The 17849-nt window shown below is 58.1% G+C and carries 19 protein-coding genes and 1 pseudogene; 12 read left to right on the forward strand and 8 right to left on the reverse strand.

Annotated elements, in window-relative coordinates; translation table 11 throughout:
- Positions 1-64 precede the first annotated feature (64 nt).
- Positions 65-838, reverse strand: a complete 774-nt coding sequence (locus tag FHK92_RS14010) for an ABC transporter substrate-binding protein (RefSeq protein ID WP_181288552.1) — start codon at positions 836-838, stop codon at positions 65-67.
- 764 nt (positions 839-1602) lie between these two features.
- Positions 1603-3558: an acetate--CoA ligase gene (gene acs / locus FHK92_RS14015; RefSeq protein ID WP_181288553.1), complete on the reverse strand. Its 1956-nt coding sequence runs from the start codon at positions 3556-3558 to the stop codon at positions 1603-1605.
- Between the two features lie 431 nt (positions 3559-3989).
- Between acs and FHK92_RS14020 the strand changes: the two genes are divergently transcribed.
- The 5 genes from FHK92_RS14020 to FHK92_RS14040 all read left to right on the forward strand — a co-directional run bounded on the left by FHK92_RS14020 (position 3990) and on the right by FHK92_RS14040 (position 8394).
- The gene (locus FHK92_RS14020; RefSeq protein WP_181288554.1) at positions 3990-4253 is read left to right on the forward strand and encodes a DUF2790 domain-containing protein; all 264 of its coding nucleotides are present in this window, start codon (positions 3990-3992) and stop codon (positions 4251-4253) included.
- A 29-nt stretch (positions 4254-4282) separates the two neighbouring features.
- A complete protein-coding gene (locus FHK92_RS14025) occupies positions 4283-4498 on the forward strand; it encodes a hypothetical protein (protein WP_181288555.1) in 216 nt (71 codons plus the stop codon).
- Positions 4499-4987: 489 nt separating this feature from the next.
- Positions 4988-6238, forward strand: coding sequence for a ribonucleotide-diphosphate reductase subunit beta (locus tag FHK92_RS14030; RefSeq protein WP_181288556.1), 1251 nt, complete (start codon positions 4988-4990; stop codon positions 6236-6238).
- A gap of 392 nt (positions 6239-6630) precedes the next feature.
- Positions 6631-7140: a BRO-N domain-containing protein gene (locus tag FHK92_RS14035; RefSeq protein ID WP_181288557.1), complete on the forward strand. Its 510-nt coding sequence runs from the start codon at positions 6631-6633 to the stop codon at positions 7138-7140.
- Positions 7141-7410: 270 nt separating this feature from the next.
- Positions 7411-8394, forward strand: coding sequence for a hypothetical protein (locus tag FHK92_RS14040; protein WP_181288558.1), 984 nt, complete (start codon positions 7411-7413; stop codon positions 8392-8394).
- 19 nt (positions 8395-8413) lie between these two features.
- Here the strand turns inward: FHK92_RS14040 and FHK92_RS14045 are convergent, their stop codons facing one another.
- Genes FHK92_RS14045 through FHK92_RS14055 form a run of 3 tightly spaced genes read right to left on the reverse strand, consistent with a single transcriptional unit; the run spans position 8414 to position 10338 of the window.
- Positions 8414-9109 carry a DUF6933 domain-containing protein gene (locus tag FHK92_RS14045; RefSeq protein ID WP_181288559.1) on the reverse strand — a complete coding sequence of 232 codons (696 nt, stop codon included), beginning with the start codon at positions 9107-9109 and terminating at the stop codon, positions 8414-8416.
- Positions 9110-9127: 18 nt separating this feature from the next.
- Positions 9128-9478, reverse strand: a complete 351-nt coding sequence (locus tag FHK92_RS14050; RefSeq protein WP_181288560.1) for a hypothetical protein — start codon at positions 9476-9478, stop codon at positions 9128-9130.
- Positions 9479-9522: 44 nt separating this feature from the next.
- The gene (locus FHK92_RS14055; protein WP_181288561.1) at positions 9523-10338 is read right to left on the reverse strand and encodes a sulfite exporter TauE/SafE family protein; all 816 of its coding nucleotides are present in this window, start codon (positions 10336-10338) and stop codon (positions 9523-9525) included.
- 112 nt (positions 10339-10450) lie between these two features.
- Between FHK92_RS14055 and FHK92_RS14060 the strand changes: the two are divergent.
- Both FHK92_RS14060 and FHK92_RS14065 read left to right on the forward strand, forming a co-directional pair.
- Positions 10451-11226 (forward strand): annotated as a pseudogene (locus FHK92_RS14060) (AraC family transcriptional regulator).
- Positions 11227-11308: 82 nt separating this feature from the next.
- The gene (locus tag FHK92_RS14065) at positions 11309-11626 is read left to right on the forward strand and encodes a helix-turn-helix domain-containing protein (RefSeq protein ID WP_181288562.1); all 318 of its coding nucleotides are present in this window, start codon (positions 11309-11311) and stop codon (positions 11624-11626) included.
- Between the two features lie 11 nt (positions 11627-11637).
- On the opposite strand, the gene FHK92_RS14070 is transcribed toward FHK92_RS14065, so the two are convergent.
- Complete coding sequence (locus FHK92_RS14070) at positions 11638-12678, reverse strand: MBL fold metallo-hydrolase (RefSeq protein ID WP_181288734.1); 1041 nt, start codon at positions 12676-12678, stop codon at positions 11638-11640.
- A gap of 183 nt (positions 12679-12861) precedes the next feature.
- Here FHK92_RS14070 and FHK92_RS14075 point away from each other — a divergent pair, with 183 nt between their 5' ends.
- A complete protein-coding gene (locus tag FHK92_RS14075; protein ID WP_181288563.1) occupies positions 12862-13470 on the forward strand; it encodes a TetR/AcrR family transcriptional regulator in 609 nt (202 codons plus the stop codon).
- Between the two features lie 3 nt (positions 13471-13473).
- On the opposite strand, the gene FHK92_RS14080 is transcribed toward FHK92_RS14075, so the two are convergent.
- Positions 13474-14421, reverse strand: a complete 948-nt coding sequence (locus tag FHK92_RS14080) for a LysR family transcriptional regulator (RefSeq protein WP_181288564.1) — start codon at positions 14419-14421, stop codon at positions 13474-13476.
- A 14-nt stretch (positions 14422-14435) separates the two neighbouring features.
- Between FHK92_RS14080 and FHK92_RS14085 the strand changes: the two genes are divergently transcribed.
- Positions 14436-15146 (forward strand): CTP synthase C-terminal region-related (seleno)protein, encoded by a 711-nt coding sequence (locus tag FHK92_RS14085; RefSeq protein ID WP_181288565.1) that lies wholly within the window; start codon positions 14436-14438, stop codon positions 15144-15146.
- Positions 15143-15460 (forward strand): antibiotic biosynthesis monooxygenase family protein, encoded by a 318-nt coding sequence (locus tag FHK92_RS14090; RefSeq protein ID WP_181288566.1) that lies wholly within the window; start codon positions 15143-15145, stop codon positions 15458-15460. The genes FHK92_RS14085 and FHK92_RS14090 overlap by 4 nt, the downstream gene beginning before the upstream one ends.
- Positions 15461-15672: 212 nt before the next feature.
- Here the strand turns inward: FHK92_RS14090 and FHK92_RS14095 are convergent, their stop codons facing one another.
- Complete coding sequence (locus tag FHK92_RS14095) at positions 15673-15999, reverse strand: DUF2025 family protein (protein ID WP_181288567.1); 327 nt, start codon at positions 15997-15999, stop codon at positions 15673-15675.
- Between the two features lie 239 nt (positions 16000-16238).
- On the opposite strand from FHK92_RS14095, the gene FHK92_RS14100 reads away from it, so the two are divergent.
- Together FHK92_RS14100 and FHK92_RS14105 are read left to right on the forward strand one after the other, a co-directional pair.
- Positions 16239-17366 carry a glycerophosphodiester phosphodiesterase gene (locus tag FHK92_RS14100; RefSeq protein ID WP_181288568.1) on the forward strand — a complete coding sequence of 376 codons (1128 nt, stop codon included), beginning with the start codon at positions 16239-16241 and terminating at the stop codon, positions 17364-17366.
- A 122-nt stretch (positions 17367-17488) separates the two neighbouring features.
- Entirely contained in the window at positions 17489-17794 is a 306-nt protein-coding gene (locus FHK92_RS14105) for a PepSY domain-containing protein (protein WP_030142484.1), read from the forward strand.
- The last annotated feature ends 55 nt before the right edge of the window (positions 17795-17849 follow it).

A 17849-nucleotide genomic window follows, 5' to 3' on the forward strand; every position in this document is an offset into this window, starting at 1 on the left:
AAAAATGGCGCAAACCGCAGGGATCCTGTTGCTTGCGCCATTTCGCACGAGTGGCGGGACGTGCTTACTTGCCGTAGATATCGAAGGCGAAGTACTTGTCCTGGATTTGCTTGTACTTGCCGTTCTCGCGAATGGCAGCAATTGCAGTGCTGATCTTGTCTTTCAGCGCATCGCCCTTGCGAACCGCGATCCCGACGCCGTCGCCAAAGTACTTGACGTCGGTGAAGGCCGGGCCGACGAACGCAAAGCCCTTGCCGGCGTCGGTCTTGAGGAAGCCGTCATCCAACAGCGTAGCGTCTGCCACGGTGCCGTCGAGGCGGCCGGCGGAGACGTCCAGGTAGATTTCGTTCTGCGAACCGTACGGCTTGATCTCGGCACCCAGCGGGGCGAGGACTTCGCGGGCGAAACGCTCGTGGATCGAACCGCGCTGCACGCCGATGTTCTTGCCCTTGAGCTCAGCCAGGCTGTCGCTGACCTGGGTACCGGCCTTCATCACCAGACGGGCCGGGGTGTTGTAGTACTTGTTGGTGAAGTCGACGGACTTCTTGCGATCTTCAGTGATCGACATGGACGACAGGATCGCGTCGATCTTGCGCACCTTCAGCGCCGGGATCAGGCCGTCGAATTCCTGTTCGACCCACACGCACTTGACCTTCATCTCTTCGCACAGCGCATTGCCGATGTCGTAGTCGAAACCGACGATACTGCCGTCCGGAGCCTTGGAGGCGAACGGAGGGTAAGCCGCTTCGATACCGATCTTCAGGGGTTTCTCATCGGCGAAGGTCGGCAGGGACAGCACGGACAGTGCCAGGGCGCCAAGCAGCACAAGTTTCTTCATCTTGGGACTCCATCGGTAAAGGGCAAAACGGCAGAGTGAGCAACAGCCCAATATGCGAATGGGTAAACGAACTTTGGTGCTGCATCCGATGGCACGCGTTTTCAACGCACGCCACGACGAGCGAGTGATCGGCATTCTAACGACAGGCCCGAAGCCGATATTTCTTCAATGCGACAACAAATTACAGAAGCACCGAGAAAGCTGTTCGAGCACATTGACAGCCCCGCAAATTCATGCAAGAGCAACAGAAAGGGAACCAATCATAGTTGCAAATAGCGGGCCCATTATTCGCAAACCCTTCTAATCCGGCAAGCACAGCGTGTCGGCTTGTTTTTACAGACGCCTGCAACCGCCCTATTGCGGGGCTCCGCGTTTCGCATCGCCCCGTTGTGGCGCCTTTGGTTACACATTTCGAAACACCGGTAACGTTCAGATACCTCCTACTTTAAACGCCGATATTTATTCATCCACCAAACCCGTGGCGAGGGAGCTTGCTCCCGCTGGGCTGCGAAGCAGCCCCAAACCAGACGCCGCGCTCGTTCGAACACCGCACCTGTGGCGAGGGGATTTATCCCCGCTGGGCTGCGCAGCAGCCCCAATAAGGTTGAGCACAATCCCCCCTGAAACACCGAGGCGACAGATTTTGGGGCAGCTTCGCAGCCCAGCGGGGACAAATCCCCTCGCCACAAAGTGTTATCAGACACACACAAAAAAACCCCACCCGGCATACGCCGGGTGGGGCTTTTGGGTACTACACGCTAGCGTCAGGCAACGTTCATGGTCTTGTGCGTTTCGATCAGATGCGCCACCACACCCGGATCGGCCAAGGTGGAGATATCCCCCAACCCATCGTATTCCGCCGTGGCGATCTTGCGCAGGATGCGGCGCATGATCTTGCCGGAGCGGGTTTTCGGCAGCCCTGGCGCCCACTGGATCACGTCCGGCGAAGCAATCGGACCGATCTCCTTGCGAACCCAGTTTTTCAGTTCCAGGCGCAGGGCTTCGCTGGTTTCTTCGCCGGCGTTCAACGTGACGTAGACATAGATGCCCTGCCCCTTGATGTCGTGCGGCACGCCCACCACCGCCGCTTCGGCGACTTTCGGGTGGGCAACCATGGCACTTTCGATCTCGGCCGTACCCATGCGGTGGCCGGAGACGTTGAGCACGTCGTCCACCCGACCGGTGATCCAGTAGTAGCCGTCCTCGTCACGACGAGCGCCGTCACCGGTGAAGTACATACCACTGAATGTCTTGAAGTAGGTGTCGACAAAGCGGTCATGGTCGCCGTACAGCGTACGCGCCTGGCCCGGCCACGAATCGAGGATCACCAGGTTGCCTTCGGAGGCGCCTTCGATCAGGTTGCCGAGGTTGTCCACCAGCGCCGGCACCACACCGAAGAACGGACGCGTGGCCGAACCTGGCTTCAGCGCCGTGGCGCCTGGCAGTGGGCTGATCAGCACGCCACCGGTTTCGGTCTGCCACCAGGTGTCGACGATCGGGCAACGCTCCTTGCCGACATTCTTGTAGTACCAGTCCCAGGCTTCCGGGTTGATCGGCTCGCCGACCGAACCCAACAGGCGCAGGCTGCTGCCATCGGCGCCCTCCACCGCAGCGGTGCCCGACGCCATCATCGCGCGGATCGCGGTTGGCGCGGTGTAGAGGATGTTCACCTTGTGCTTGTCGATGACCTTGGCCACCCGGGTGATATCCGGATAGTTCGGCACGCCTTCGAACAGCAGCGTGGTCGCGCCATTGGCCAGCGGGCCGTAGACGATATAGCTGTGGCCGGTGACCCAACCCACGTCGGCGGTGCACCAGTAGACATCACCCGGCTTGTAGTCGAACACGCGCTCATGGGTCAGCGCCGCGTACAGCAAGTAGCCGGCGGTGGTGTGCTGCACGCCCTTGGGCTTGCCGGTGGAGCCGGAGGTATAGAGGATGAACAGCGCTTCTTCGGCGCCCATTTCCTTCGGCGCGCAAACGGTGCCGGCGACCTTCATCAGGTCTTCGTACCAGATGTCACGGTGCTGGTTCCACTTGATGCTGCCCGCCGTGCGCTTGCACACGATGACTTTCTGGATGCTGCTGGTTTCCGGGTTGGTCAGCGCGTCATCGACGTTGGCCTTGAGCGGGATCTTCTTGCCGGCACGAATGCCTTCGTCGGCGGTGATCACCACTTTGGATTTGCAGTCGATGATCCGGCCTGCCAGGGCTTCCGGAGAGAAACCACCGAACACCACCGAGTGGATCGCGCCGATGCGGGCACAGGCCAGCATGGCAACCACGGCTTCAGGGATCATCGGCATGTAGATCGTCACCACGTCGCCACGGTGCACGTCCTGGCCGCGCAGGGCGTTGGCGAACTTGCAGACCTCTTCGTGCAGCTCGCGATAGGTGATGTTGCGACTCTCGGACGGGTCATCGCCCTCCCAGATGATCGCGATTTGATCGCCGCGCTCGGCCAGGTGACGGTCGAGGCAGTTGTAGGAAACGTTCAAAGTGCCGTCGGCAAACCACTTGATGTCGACATGGTGATCGTCGAAAGAAGTCTGCTTCACCGTGGTGAAAGGCTTGATCCAATCGAGGCGCTTGGCCTGCTCGCGCCAGAAGCCATCGGGGTTGACGACCGACTGCTGGTACATGGCCTTGTAGGTCGCCTCGTCAGTCAGCGTGTTGGCCGCAACCTCGGGACGAACGGGATACACAGAAGCCGCACTCATCTTTCTTACCTCGGTGACAATAGTTGTTTTTGTATGGTTCCGTTGTAGCTTGGGGCGGGCCTATAGAACCATTCGACGATGGTAGTAACAAGTCCCTACAAAATGTCGGTACTAACCCGCAAAGCCACCTGAAGATATCTTCATGTGGGAGCGAGCCTGCTCGCGAAGACGGTGGTAAATCCAACACCGATTCAACAGACAGCCACTGGTTCCTGCGACGATTATTACCAGATCAACCAACAGTGTTTATCAAAACCGAGTCTGTTTTACCCCTGCCCGCGACTTCTAGAATCCACCTCGCCAACCGGCAAAAACGATTGACGCAACGCAGCCCCCACGAAGGCCGTTGATCCAACTTCCAACACTTGCTCCACACGCAACCCCAAAAAGGTTGCGTGACCCCACTCGACCTCAAAAAAGGTGAAATACAGATGAAAGCTTTATGGGTTCTGGTCCTCGGCAGCCTGTGCGCCACCGCGATGGCGGATGAGGCCCCGACCGATGCCGCACAGCAAAAACCGGCCATTGAGGAGTACACCTACTCCACTCACCTGGACATCGCCAAGGTTATCTACATGAGCGACATTCCGAATGTCTGCGAAGTGGTCCCGGCAAAGATGGAATACGACGACTCCAAGGGCCAACGCCACATCCTGCGCTATAGCGTCATGGGCAACGGTTGCTCCAACGGCTGATCAACCTAATCAAACCAGGACCAACCCTCATGAAAAGCAAACTGATCCTCGCCCTGACCCTGTCCGTACTGGCTGCCAATACCTTCGCCGCCGACGGTTTTGATCGCACCGGTTCCGCTGCCGCAATCAAGCGCTCCGACCTGGTGGATACCGCCACGATCGCCACCGACGCTCACGGTCGCGCGCACACGGCGACAGTCGCCACCGATGACCGCGATCATGCCGATTCGGCGCGTACCGACTGATCATTACTGGCAACTTCCATGGCCCGATTTCGGTCGGGCCAGGTTGTGTCTGAAACCGCCGAAAACCCTCCAAAGACACAACATGTAGTGCAAAACCGCAAAAAACGCTGGTTTTTTGATCAAAAAAAACCTTGATCCGCACCCTGCAAAAAAAATCTTCAACGGCCAAAGCCTTGTAAACCCTCGCTCCCACGCGGATATACCCCCCGCCGCTCCTTCTGTGAGCTATTTCGCCGCAGCACGTAGGCAAAAAAGTCCTTATAATGCCGCCTTAAACGGGCCTGCAATATTCCCTTACAGGGGATCACGCCAGCCTGGAGCCCACGCAGGGGCCAGTCGCCTCCTCGCGTTCACCGCTGCTCCGGAATGACCCGTACATTTTTCTGTTTATTGCCTGCGTCAGCTGCTGCAACAAACGATTTTTCAAGATCCACCGCGGCCAGTAGGCCTTCATCGGGCATCTGGCCCTCACGCAGGAGACGACACGTCATGCTGAGCTGGGACGAATTCGACAAAGAAGACAGTGGCGAAGTCGCTGTAAAAGGCGCCAACGCCGGCCACGCTTCTGAAGCCAACATGGACCGCCTCGACAGCGCCGGCGGTGCCGCCGCGCTCGAAGCCCGCGCCGTGACGGCCAGCGACTCGGCTGCGATCATTCGCGCCAAGGCCGCTCTCGACAAACTCGACGTCGCCGAAGGCCTCGCCGAACTCGAAGGCGCCTCCGCCCGTGTCGCCGTCGATGAAAAGCGCATGATCAACTGCCGCGCCGACCTCAACCAGCTCGTGCCATTCAAATACGACTGGGCCTGGCAGAAGTACCTGGACGGCTGCGCAAACCACTGGATGCCGCAAGAAGTCAACATGACCGCCGACATCGCCCTCTGGAAAAACCCGGAAGGCCTGACCGACGACGAACGCCGCATCGTGATGCGCAACCTGGGCTTCTTCTCCACCGCCGACTCCCTGGTTGCCAACAACCTGGTCCTGGCCGTGTACCGCCTGATCACCAACCCGGAATGCCGCCAGTACATCCTGCGCCAGGCTTTCGAAGAGGCGATCCACACCCACGCCTACCAGTACTGCATCGAATCGCTGGCCATGGATGAAGGCGAAATCTTCAACATGTACCACGAGATCCCATCGGTCGCGAAAAAAGCCGCCTGGGGCCTGAAATACACCCGTTCGATCTCCGATCCGAAGTTCGAAACCGGCACCTCGGAAACCGACAAAGAGCTGCTGCGCAACCTGATCGCCTACTACTGCGTCCTGGAAGGCATCTTCTTCTACTGCGGCTTCACCCAGATCCTCTCCATGGGCCGCCGCAACAAAATGACCGGCGTCGCCGAGCAGTTCCAGTACATCCTGCGCGACGAATCCATGCACCTGAACTTCGGCATCGACGTGATCAACCAGATCAAGATCGAAAACCCACACCTGTGGGATGCCGAGATGAAAGAAGAAGCGACCCAGATGATCCTGCAAGGGACCCAACTGGAAATCGAATACGCCCGCGACACCATGCCTCGCGGTGTATTGGGGATGAACGCGGCGATGATGGAGGACTACCTCAAGTTCATCGCTAACCGTCGTCTGTCGCAGATTGGCTTGAAGGAAGAGTATCCAGGCACGACTAACCCGTTCCCTTGGATGAGCGAGATCATGGACTTGAAGAAAGAGAAGAACTTCTTTGAGACGCGCGTGATTGAGTATCAGACGGGTGGGGCTTTGAGCTGGGATTGATTTCCAAGTCCTAAGTTGAACCATTAGCGACTTAACTAGAAACCCCGTGAGAACGGGGTTTTTAGTTTTCTGCGGGAGCAAAACTGCGTTTAGCTCTGTGGCTGTCACGCTACCTTTACCCTACGCAAAACTCGGAATCGTTCCGTATTGACGCCGCATCGCCTCGTTACCTATCTTAGTCGCAGGTGCCTAAGAAACGCCCAACGTAGTAGCTAATCGCCGAACATTGAATCGCGTACTGTCTGACGACATTGCAATTCTGTGGGAGAAGATAGCTAGTTGGGATTTTTTTAGATCCTCTACGTCGGGCTCGCGCCGCTAACCTTCGAACGTAGAGGTAGTTATGCCCACCAAAACTCAGCCCTGCTCTCCGTATATCTCGGAGACCCGTCATGCCTGACGCTTACACTCCGGCGGTTTTTACCCGTCATAACGTTAATCTTCCTGCCCTCCTGGTTGAAAACCAGGCTTGGTTCAGCGCCTCCGATTTGGGGCGTTTGATGAGCAAGCACCTCGACGAGCGCATGACCCGCAAGCTTGACCCTGACCAGCGCCGAATGATGCTCGTGCATGTTCACGGCTTGACTGAAGAGCGTCTGATGCTGAGCGAGTCGGGCGTCTATGCGTTGCTGGTGTATCACTACTGTCCTGAGTATCGGTTACTGCGTGAGTGGATCACGCATCAGGTAGTGCCGACCCTGCGGGATGAGCGCTACTCGCATAGGGTGGAACGGCCTACGTTGAGCGTGTTGGATTGGCCGAAGATGTCGCTCTGCATGCTGCACTGGCAGGATGAGCCATGGATCCGCTTGCGGGATATGCCGGCGGTGCTGGTGGATGATCCGTTTGGACAGCATGAGTCATGGTGGCGGAGAGCTTCTCGGATTTTGCGGGGGTTTTGAGATTCAATCAGAAGCCGTCGTCCGTGTTCGGGCGGCAGTTTTTTGTTGGTCATATGGAATTGGGGCTGCTGCGCAGCCCAGCGGGAGCAAGCTCCCTCGCCACGGGTTGGTATCAGGGCGCAGGTGGGTGGCGGGTTTGATGGCGGGGTCTGTTTGGGGAATCGCGAGCAAGCTCGCTCCCATAGAAGCTTTGTGGTGGGTTGAAACTTTGGGTGCAGCCCGCCGCGTCCTTCGGTATTAATACACTTCCTCTCACGGACCCGAGCCCCGATGAAATTCGACACTGCCTACTGCCTCAGCCTCGATGCCAAGCTTTCGATCTATGACGTTCGGGATCTGAATTTCGACGAGACCATGGCATTCGATTCGGCCAAGGAGCGCTTTCAGTGCCCCAACGATGCCTGTCGGGCGGCGTTTGATGAGGGGAATCGGTTGACGACGTTCAATGCCAAGAACGTCAATTACATCCGCACGCCACATTTCAAGAATCAGCCTACTACCCGGCATATCGAAGGCTGTCCTTACGTCAGTCCGAAAACACCCGGCCTGGATGCGGAAAGTGTTGAGGCAGATGACGACCGTGAAGAGCACTTTCCGTCGGAGCTGTTGCTGACTCGGCGCCAGTACGTGCGCAAGCCGCCCGATCCATCGAAGGATATTGAGGCGACTCGGCCTACGTCGCCCACCCTATCGTCCCACAGTGATAACGCTCCTTCCGCGCAGGATTCGACACCTGACAAGACCAGTGTCTTCGCCCACCCCGTGGAGTGTTTCGTCTCGAACTTTGATAACAAGGACCTGCTCAAGCGCAAGCCGTTGAAGATTGGCGAGCACACGGCGCCCTATGGATCGTTCTTCAAGAAGATCGAGTACTTGCAGGACAACAAAGGCTTGATTTACTGGGGCAAGATAAAGGAGATCAAGGATTACACGCTGAGCTTTCGCATCGATTTCGAAGCAAAGGTCTGGTTCAAGCAGCCAGACGAGGCGAAGAAGAAGCCTTACTCGGTCAACGTTTACCTGAGCAAGAAGCTGATCGACAACTACCGCAAGCGCAAAGCGTTCCTGGCAGAGATCAAGCACGCCATCGACAGTGACGCGCCGTTGTATTGCTTTTTTTATGGCGTGACGCCGGAGTTCAAACAGGTGCCGAGCAAGAAAAACCCCGAAGAAACGTTCGGGGTGTTCAGTGCCAAGATCGGGAACCTGGATCACTTCATTATTCGGGAGGCGCCGGGGTTGGCCGATAAGTAACTTGTAGCAGCTGGTCTTTTCATTGTGCCTCTTGAGCAAGTTGCCGTTCGAACGCCCATATCTCCCGTTTTACTTCCATGCGCCGCTCACGCGCTGCCTCGACGGCCGATTCATCCAAGCCGCCATAACGTCGCAACCAATGAACAACCATTTCCTCGTCCGGGTAGTGGTAGCCCTTGTATTCCTTAGTGCTTCTTGGGACATCGTTCATGCCGCCATCGAAGCGGCCCGCAGAGAACTCATCAGAGGGTAACGTTCCCCACTCCGCGGCGCAGTCCTCGAACGTCCAGGAAATTTCGTTAATGTGCTTTTGAGCACCGCGATGACCACGCTTGTAAAAGACGTACTCACCGCAACATTTCGCAAAGCGCTCCATCATCGGCTCATCATCGACCCAGCGAAGAAGATCATGCTGCCCCGCGTGGCGCATCAAGCCATTGATCCATCGTTCGGAAAACCGGTGAACAAAACCTTCGATGTCCGCTTTTTTAGCACTGGCGAAAATCATGCAATAACGGGTTCGCACATGGATGACAAACAACACGTGCTTGCGCTGCACAGTAATCACATGAACCAGCCATTGTTCGTCGAACTCACCCAGTTCATCGTCCTCGATAACGGATGATGGTGGTTTCTCTACCGGAGTGACTTTCTTACCTTTGCTCACGCGGCTGAAAAAATTGCTGGCCGCTTCGGTGCAGTTGAAAATCAGCATCTAAATTCTCGGAAAATATCAGGCGTCTTCCGCCCATTCAATCTCGAAGGGTTGGCGAACAGCGTCAGAAACCCTTTCACGAAGCTCCTCGCTCAGAATCGCCAATTCCTCGTCGCTCAGCAGGTAGTACGCGATCAGCAATCTCAACGATAAGGAAATGTCTCGACGTCGACCTACGTTGAACGCCATCGCCAAGCTTTTGTCCCGCTCCCGCATGAGTCCGTAGAGCGTGCGATATCGAGCGTGAGCCGATAAAACTTCGTTCTGAGCCACCGCCTGGGCATCCGAAAGAACACCTTGGCAGAAGCGCTCCAGCGCCACATCGCGGAGTCCGTTGTAAAGCTTCCAGTCACTATCGGATACCGACATGCCATCCTCCTTCAACAAGACATAGAGCAACACTGAACGGCGATTTATTGTATCGATATGCCGAACATCACAACGACCAACAAACCAATATAGACCCAAGCGTGAAGCCCATCCGGTATCCGCCCAATCCACGGCGTTGCCAGACGAATGCCCAATAACGCGCCGAGTATCAGCGCAAAAAAGGCCAGCAAGTCGACGTACCCGACAAACCACGGGCCGAAGTCTACCTCGGTGAAGCTGGCCAAGGCCATGTAGGTCACAGTTCCGGCCAGGGCCACCGGCACGCTTAGCGGGTTGGCCATTGAAGTCGCCTGGGACATGCTCAATCCGCAGCCACGCAACAACGGCACGGTCATGACACTGCCTCCGACTCCCAGAAACGTGGCGATGACGCCAATGGTCGCGCCGCCCAGTGTGGTTTCCATTATCGCCATGGGACGTGAAGCGGCACCGCTGGTGTGGCTCAGAAACCCCCGCCGCAGCAGGCAATCCAGGATGGTCAGGCCCAAGTAGGCAATGAAGGCGCAGCGGATAATCTCGCCATTCGTCTCTATGGCAGCCATCGCACCAAAGATCGCGCCCAAGGCGATGAAACCGCCGAAAGGCCACAGATAATGGCGAATCATCTGACCGGCGCGATGCTGTTTTCGGGTGGCGATCAGCGCGTTGACGATCATCACGCAGGTCGAGGTGGCCACCGCAATGTGCATCGCCGATTGGCCGATTGGGTCGTCGGCGCCGTGACTGCCGGTGAGCATGCGATACAGCAAGGGCACCACGACGAATCCGCCGCCGAAGCCGAACAACACAGCCGTCACGCCACTCAGGCAGCCAAAACAGGCAAGCAATACATATAACATCGCGGCGAATCCGTGAAATGGGAAGACGTCTACGATAAGAACGCCAAGCTTGGCTCGCCGTAGCAAACAGGCCAACAATACTCGCGTTTACGCCAATCGCGAGTACTCACCGGTGCGCAACAGCTCGATCGATTTATTGGATGCAATACCCAGGGCAGTAGTCGCCATCGGCACCGATTACGCTCACGGGCAAATATTGCCGTTGCATCGCCATCGCCGCGCACAGTTGCTTTATGGCGCCACCGGGGTGATGCAGGTCAGCACGGCGGATGGCAACTGGGTGGTGCCACCGCAACGGGCAGTGTGGATTCCGCCGGGGGTCGATCATGAAGTACTGATGCTGGGCGTGAGTACGCGCAGTCTCTACATCGAACCGGCCACGGTAACGGCCATGGATTCACGCTGCCAAGTCATCAGCGTGTCGCCCTTGATGCGTCAGTTGTTGATGGAAGCCGTCGAGCTTGCGCCGGAATACGACGAGGCGGGACGGGACGGCGTACTGATAGGCCTGCTATTGCACGAACTGCTGCGCAGCCCCATCTGCCGCTGCACCTTCCCATGCCACGGGATCCACAGCTGCTCGAACTATGCCAGGCGTTCCTGACGCACCCTGACGCCCATGCCTCGCCTGTGAAATGGGCGGCGCAGTTGCACATCAGCTTACGCACGTTTAACCGGCTGTTCAGTCGGCACACCGGCCTGAGTTTCAGTCAATGGCGTCAACAGGCATGCGTGATGTCGGCGCTGCCTCGCCTGGCTGGCGGGGACTCGGTGACGCGCATCGCCCTGGACTTGGGCTATGACAGCCCAGCGGCATTTTCCACCATGTTTCGCCGCACGCTCGGCCATGCTCCGAGCACCTGGTTGGAGATGACCGCTGGTCGTTGATCAAAAAAATGAGATTGAAGCGGCCTCAAAACAACTGTACAAAAACACAGTATTTTTTAAATCCGCCGCTTTGGAGCTGCTCATGGCCTCTCTCGCAATCAAAACCACCCTGGAACGCATCGCTGTCTATCAATTCACCCCCGCCCACAGTGCACAGGCCCGTGCCATGTTGGGCTGGAGTGTCGAGGAACTGTCCCGGCAGTCCGGCGTCTCGGTCAAGGCTATCCGACGCTTCGAGGCCGGTGGCGAGTTACTCGACGTGACCCGCCTGGCCTTGGCGTTTCGCCTGGAAGCGGAGGGCCTGGTATTCTTCCCCGGCTTCGCACCGGGGCGCGGCATGAACATCAAGGGCGCGACGCCAGACCCGATGGGGCGATCCGATTACGCAATGATCGAGTAAAACCACAGGTTCTAGGCGATACCGGCCTGATCTTGGTATCCCGGGGATTCCACATCCAGCCACCAGGCACGGCCACATTGTGGTTGCGTCAGTGTGAAGGCTTCGCCCATTTGGGGCGTGGTGATGCAGACGTTGCGTTCCCAGGCCAAGGCCAGGATGCGATCGAAGGGTTCATACCAGGCATGCATCGCCAGGTCGAACGTGCCGTTGTGGATTGGCAATAGCCAGCGGCCCTTCAGATCGATATGGGCCTGCAAGGTCTGTTCCGGCTGCATGTGGACATGAGGCCAATCGACGTTGTACGCGCCGGTTTCCATCAGCGTCAGGTCGAACGGCCCGTATCGTTCGCCGATGCGTTTGAAACCGTCGAAGTACCCGGTGTCGCCGCTGAAGAAAATTCGTGTGGCGCCGTCGATCATGACCCACGAGGCCCATAAGGTGCTGTTGCTATCGAACAGGCCGCGTCCGGAAAAATGCTGGGAGGGCGTGGCAACGAACTCGATGCCGTCCACCTCGGTGCCTTGCCACCAGTCCAGTTGGCGTACCTTGCTGGCGTCGACGCCCCATTTGATCAGGGTGTCGCCTACGCCCAGGGGCGTCAGGAAGTGGCGGGTCTTGGTTGCCAGCTTGAGAATGGCCTGGTGGTCGAGGTGGTCGTAATGATCGTGGGAAAGGATCACCGCTTCGATGGGTGGCAACTCTTCCAGGCTGATAGGTGGTTGATGAAAACGCTTGGGACCGGCCCATTGCACGGGTGAGGCGCGTTCGGAAAATACCGGGTCGGTCAGCCAGAATTTATCCCGCAGCTTGAGCAATACGGTGGAATGGCCGAGGCGGAAGACGCTGTGGTTCGGCGCGGCCAGCAGCGCGGCACGCGTCAGCGGTTGAACGTCGATGGCTCCCGCAGGACGGGTGGAGTGCGGCTTGTGGAAGATCATGTTCCAGATGATGCGCAGGGTAGTGCCAAAGCCTTCACGCGGTGTGAAGGCATGATTGCGATACTTGCCCTGTTCTTGTCGCGATGCAGGGTTATCCGGAGAAGAAATGGTCATGATGCGATAACTCCAAGGGCGTCGGCGCCGTTGCGCTTCGCCGTTGTGGACGCTGGATTGGCCGCATGCACGCTCAGCCGCCAGACTAAAACTACACCACTCGGTGTAGTTTCTACATTGCATGAATCCTCCAGCCAAGTAAACTGCCGAGTATAAATTCTGTCTTTCAACCGACGAATGCCCATGACCGCACCGCAACGCCTCACCGAGCGAAAACGCGAAGCCATCCTCCAGGCCGCGATTGCCGAATTCCGCAGCAGCGGTTTCGAGGTCACCAGCATGGACAGGATCGCGGCGACCGCCGGCGTATCCAAGCGCACGGTGTACAACCATTTCCCGAGCAAGGAAGAACTGTTCGCCGAAATTCTGAATCGGTTATGGAACAGCATCACTGCGGAACAGGACATGCCCTACCGCTCTCAAACGCCACTACGAGAGCAACTGCAAACGCTGCTGCAAGCCAAACTGCACCTGCTGGCGGACGAGAACTTCCTCGACCTGGCACGCATCGCCATCGCCGCGACGATTCACTCCCCGGAGCGAGCCCAGGACATGGTGTCGCGCATGGGGGAACGCGAAGAAGGCCTGACGGCCTGGATTCGCCAAGCCCAGGCCGATGGTCGATTGAAACCCGTGGAGCCGGCCTTTGCCGCCCAACAGATGCATGGACTGCTCAAGACGTTCGCGTTCTGGCCGCAGGTTTCGATGGGCCAGCCAAGCCTGACCCAAGAGGAGCAGACACGGGTGATCGAGTCGGCGCTCGATATGTTCCTCAGTCGCTACCAGGCCTGAATATCAGCCCCATCGCAGATTACGCCCCAACTCATCGAACAAGGTCACCACCGAGCGCAAGGCCCGGCAATCCGGACGGGTCAGCAGCCACAGCGCGGTGTCGTAACCCTCCAGCGGTTCGCCCAAAGGCATCAAGCCCTTGCTTGCATCGATCAAGAAGTCCGGCAGCGCCGCGACGCCCAGGCCTGCCCGCACCAGTTCGGTAACCGAGAGCATGCTGTTACAACGATAGGCGGGCATTACGCCGGGCAGATATTGGCGACGCCAGGCCACGGTGGGGTGATCGGGCAGGAAATCATCCGGCGCGATCCAAGTCATGGACGCCAGCTCTCGCGTATTCGCCGAGCGCAGATATTCGGCTCCGGCACATACCCGGTAAGCCACACTGCCCAGGTTGCGACCGACCAGGTGCTCCGGCGGTGTACGGGTCAATCGCAACGCAACGTCGGCATCGCGGCGGCTCAGGTTGGCAAAGTCGTTCGAGGTGCTCAGTTCAAGGCTCAACGCCGGATAAGCCGGCATGAAACGCGCGAGCGCCGGCAACAACAACGCTTGCAGGACTGAGTCGCTGCAGGTCAAGCGCACCGTCCCGCTGATGACCTCGCCGCCCTGCTCAACCCCCACCCGCGCGGCCTCCAAGGCTTGTTCCGCCCGTTCGGCTTGTTCGGCCAACGCCTGGGCCAGGCTCGTGGGCAAGTAACCCGAACGGCTTTTGTCGAACAAGGGTTGACCGAGGGCGGCCTCCAAACGACGTACCGCGCGAAAGACGGTGGAGACATCCACCGCCAGCAGCCGAGCCGCCCGAGCCAGAGAGCCGCCACGGACCAGCGCGAGGATGAGGGACAGATCGGGATAGTCCAGACGATAGTGCGTGGCTGCATTGATCACTTGGGTAAACGCCAATATTGATTGCGTGGACGCCAATTTATAGTGGCAACCAGGAATCAACAAGCGGCGAGCCACCCATGGAAAAACAGCGTGCTCTAAACATCGCCCTGGTCGGCGACCACGACCCTCAGATCACCGCTCACCGGGCGATCCCCCTCGCACTGGAGCTGGCCGGCAGGCAGACGGACCACGGTATTCGCTTCCAGTGGCTGGGCACCAACGGGCTTGTCGACGATACGTTGTTGAATGACTTCGACGGTGTCTGGTGCGTCCCCGGCAGTCCCTACCGAAATGAAGATGGCGCCCTGCGTGCGATTCGTTTTGCCCGCGAAGAGCGTCTCCCTTTCCTCGGCACCTGCGGGGGCTTTCAGCATGCCGTTCTGGAATATGCCCGCAATGTGATGGGCTGGGCTGACGCTGCGCATGGCGAAACGTCCCCCGGAGCTGAACGGGCATTGCTGACGCCACTGAGCTGTGCCTTGGTCGAAACCATTGACAGCCTTCAGTTTGATGGCGGCTCGTTGATTGCCGAGGCTTATGGCCGACAGACCGCGTTCGAGGGCTACCATTGCCGATTCGGGGTTAATCCGGATTTTGAAAAAGACTTGCTGAGCCAGCGCCTGCGCGCCGTAGCAAGGGATTCGGCCGGCGACCTGCGGGCGGTGGAGCTGCAGGATCATCCTTTCTTTGTCGCAACATTGTTCCAGCCTGAACGCGCCGCACTGGAAGGCCGCGTGCCGCCACTGGTCAGGGCGTTTGTCGAAGCCTGCGCGAGGAAAACGCCATGAGCGCCCCTTATTATTACGCCGTGATTTTCACCTCCCTGCGTACCGAGGGGGACCAAGGCTACGCCGAAGCCGCCGGGCACATGCTGGCCCTCGCCCGGGAGCAACCCGGATTTCTGGGCGTCGAATCGGCCCGTGGCGACGATGGCCTGGGAATCACTGTTTCCTATTGGAGCGACGAGGCCGCCATCCTGGCCTGGAAGCAGCACCCCGAACACGTCGCGATCCGGGAACGTGGCCGATCGACCTGGTATGTGCATTTCCAGACGAGGGTGTGCAAGGTAGAAAGGGAATACGCCTTCCAACGCCCAATCTGACGTCACAGCGTTGACCGTTGATCAATCTGTAGCGTGATAACCGTGAAGCTTTTGTGGCGAGGGAGCTTGCTCCCGCTTGAGTGCGCAGCGCTCATCGTTTTTTTTGGGGGCCGCTGCGCGACCCAGCGGGAGCAAGCTCCCTCGCCACAGGACCGTGCCGTTCCAAAAATCCTAATGGGCCCCACAGTTTTTTTCACTTCCGAATCAAGGGCTCAGCCTTCGACCAACTGCCGCACCGCAACAATTTCCGGCAGATCGCTGCGGGCCATGTACACACGCAGCGGCTCGGTGAGGTTGATCCGGTCGTCAACGTTCTGGTCCAACAGCAACTGGATTCGCTCGCGCTTGAGGGCCATGGTGCCGTCTGCCGCCGGGGCCCAGGCAAATTCGCTGGTGGGGATGATGCCGTCATCGGCGACGTCCATGCCAAAAGCGTCTTCGCTGAAACGCACGATGTATCGGCCGGTCTTGCGGTTCAGGCCTACAAAACCTTTGAGCTGGTCGGCGGCCTGGCAGATGAGTGTCGAAGTGATGCGCATGGTAAACCTCATGGATGCGTCCCGAGGGACGTCTGATCAGTGGTTTACACGCAGGGCAAGCGAATGATGTTCAGGTTTCCCTCTGGCGGGGAAACTGGTGCGGCCAAGGGTACTTCAAAGTGGTTTGAAAGTGCGTGGGAAATCTGCTTTACGCAGGTCAATGTCGGTATGGCGATAGCGTCCGCAGCGTTCAATTGTTAAAAGAGAGGCTTTACAGAAACCACGAAAGGATCTCGAGCATGCCTGTCACCTTTACCCGTAGCGCCCTGATGCTCAGCCTGTTGCTCGGCATCGGCCAGGCACACGCCCTCGAAACGCCAAGTCCGAAGGCCCTGGCAACCCAACAGGGTATTCCCCATCCAGCGGTCATCGCCCATCGCGGCGCATCGTTCGACGCACCGGAATCCACCGCTGCAGCCTACAAGCTGGCGCGGGACCTGGGAGCGGATTATCTGGAGCTCGACCTGCAACGCAGCAAGGACGGCGTCCTGTTCGTCCTGCACGACGACAGCCTGCTGCGCACCACCGATGTCGCGACCAAGTTTCCCGAGCGCAAGGACAGTAGCGCCAACGCATTCACCATGGCCGAACTCAAGACGCTGGACGCCGGCAGTTGGTTCAACGCGGCTTATCCGGACCGTGCTCGGCCTTCCTTCGTGGGCCTGAAGATCCTGACGCTGGACGAAGTCATCAACATCGCCGAGGGCAACCCCCAGCAGAAACCAGGACTGTACATCGAGACCAAGGAGCCCAAGCTGTTTCCCGGCATCGAACGCGACCTCAAGGATAAGTTGCAGGACCGCGGCTGGCTGAGTCCGTCCGGGTCCAAGCTGGCCAAACGCGCCACCGGCGTGGGTCAGGGCAAAGGCAAAGTGGTCTTGCAAACGTTCGAGAAGAGCAGCCTGGAACTGCTTCATCAGGAAATGCCCAAGGTGCCGAAAATCCTGCTGCTGTGGGTGGGAGAAGGCAACATCGAGCCTAAATCAAAAGTGACATTCGCCGAATCCGGCGAAACCGATAAGGCCGCCTACTACGCCAGGCAAGAGCCCAAGGACAAGGCCGAGTTCGAGCAATGGATCCAGTACGCCAAGGCCCATGGCGCCATCGGCACCGGACCTTCAGCGGCGTTGACCCATGGCGGCAGCCAGAGCTATTCGGACCTGGTGAAACCGTGGATGAACCAGTACACCCATCAGCAGGGTCTGCTGGTACATGTCTACACCGTGGATGAGCCGGTGGACTTCAAGAACGTGATGGATGCCGGCGTAGATGGCATTTTCACCAACCGGTCCAGTGAGTTGCTCAAGTACTTCAAGCGTCCCGAAACCGGCAGTGTGGCGCAACTATTGGAGAAGAACGGTTACTGAAGCATCAGTGCCGAATCGGGGCAGTCGCTGTAAGTTTTCCGAATTAAGGGTGAATTAAGTTGCCAGAGATAATCTGGCCCCACTTAAACCAATCACCCTTTAACGACACCAAGGAAAGACATATGAAAACTTTGACTGCCCTGTTTACCGCTGCCGCCCTGACCCTTACCGCTGGCCTGGCCCAGGCCGATGTACGCATCGACCAGATTCCTCAATTGGTCAAGGACGGCAAGATCAAATCCCTCGAGTCGATGAACGCTGAAGCCCTGAAGTTGCACCCGGGCGCCACCATCACCGACACCGACCTGGATAACCACTTCAACGGCTACGAATATGAAGTGGAACTTAAAACTGCCGATGGCAAGGAATTTGACGTTGATTTCGACGCCACCACTGGCAAAGTCTTGTCGAACAAACAAGACACTTGATCCATGGAAATAAAAGAAGCCGCGCAACTTGAAGTTGCGCGGCTTTTTCATGAAC

It is taken from the genome of Pseudomonas brassicacearum subsp. neoaurantiaca, assembly GCF_013608025.1.
Classification (GTDB): domain Bacteria; phylum Pseudomonadota; class Gammaproteobacteria; order Pseudomonadales; family Pseudomonadaceae; genus Aquipseudomonas.

Bases quoted from the DNA above. Each gene is read 5' to 3' on its own strand.
- FHK92_RS14010 (WP_181288552.1), bottom strand. From the start codon at position 838: ATGAAGAAACTTGTGCTGCTTGGCGCCCTGGCACTGTCCGTGCTGTCC.
- acs (WP_181288553.1), bottom strand. From the start codon at position 3,558: ATGAGTGCGGCTTCTGTGTATCCCGTTCGTCCCGAGGTTGCGGCCAAC.
- FHK92_RS14020 (WP_181288554.1), top strand. From the start codon at position 3,990: ATGAAAGCTTTATGGGTTCTGGTCCTCGGCAGCCTGTGCGCCACCGCG.
- FHK92_RS14025 (WP_181288555.1), top strand. From the start codon at position 4,283: ATGAAAAGCAAACTGATCCTCGCCCTGACCCTGTCCGTACTGGCTGCC.
- FHK92_RS14030 (WP_181288556.1), top strand. From the start codon at position 4,988: ATGCTGAGCTGGGACGAATTCGACAAAGAAGACAGTGGCGAAGTCGCT.
- FHK92_RS14035 (WP_181288557.1), top strand. From the start codon at position 6,631: ATGCCTGACGCTTACACTCCGGCGGTTTTTACCCGTCATAACGTTAAT.
- FHK92_RS14040 (WP_181288558.1), top strand. From the start codon at position 7,411: ATGAAATTCGACACTGCCTACTGCCTCAGCCTCGATGCCAAGCTTTCG.
- FHK92_RS14045 (WP_181288559.1), bottom strand. From the start codon at position 9,109: ATGCTGATTTTCAACTGCACCGAAGCGGCCAGCAATTTTTTCAGCCGC.
- FHK92_RS14050 (WP_181288560.1), bottom strand. From the start codon at position 9,478: ATGTCGGTATCCGATAGTGACTGGAAGCTTTACAACGGACTCCGCGAT.
- FHK92_RS14055 (WP_181288561.1), bottom strand. From the start codon at position 10,338: ATGTTATATGTATTGCTTGCCTGTTTTGGCTGCCTGAGTGGCGTGACG.
- FHK92_RS14065 (WP_181288562.1), top strand. From the start codon at position 11,309: ATGGCCTCTCTCGCAATCAAAACCACCCTGGAACGCATCGCTGTCTAT.
- FHK92_RS14070 (WP_181288734.1), bottom strand. From the start codon at position 12,678: ATGACCATTTCTTCTCCGGATAACCCTGCATCGCGACAAGAACAGGGC.
- FHK92_RS14075 (WP_181288563.1), top strand. From the start codon at position 12,862: ATGACCGCACCGCAACGCCTCACCGAGCGAAAACGCGAAGCCATCCTC.
- FHK92_RS14085 (WP_181288565.1), top strand. From the start codon at position 14,436: ATGGAAAAACAGCGTGCTCTAAACATCGCCCTGGTCGGCGACCACGAC.
- FHK92_RS14090 (WP_181288566.1), top strand. From the start codon at position 15,143: ATGAGCGCCCCTTATTATTACGCCGTGATTTTCACCTCCCTGCGTACC.
- FHK92_RS14095 (WP_181288567.1), bottom strand. From the start codon at position 15,999: ATGCGCATCACTTCGACACTCATCTGCCAGGCCGCCGACCAGCTCAAA.
- FHK92_RS14100 (WP_181288568.1), top strand. From the start codon at position 16,239: ATGCCTGTCACCTTTACCCGTAGCGCCCTGATGCTCAGCCTGTTGCTC.
- FHK92_RS14105 (WP_030142484.1), top strand. From the start codon at position 17,489: ATGAAAACTTTGACTGCCCTGTTTACCGCTGCCGCCCTGACCCTTACC.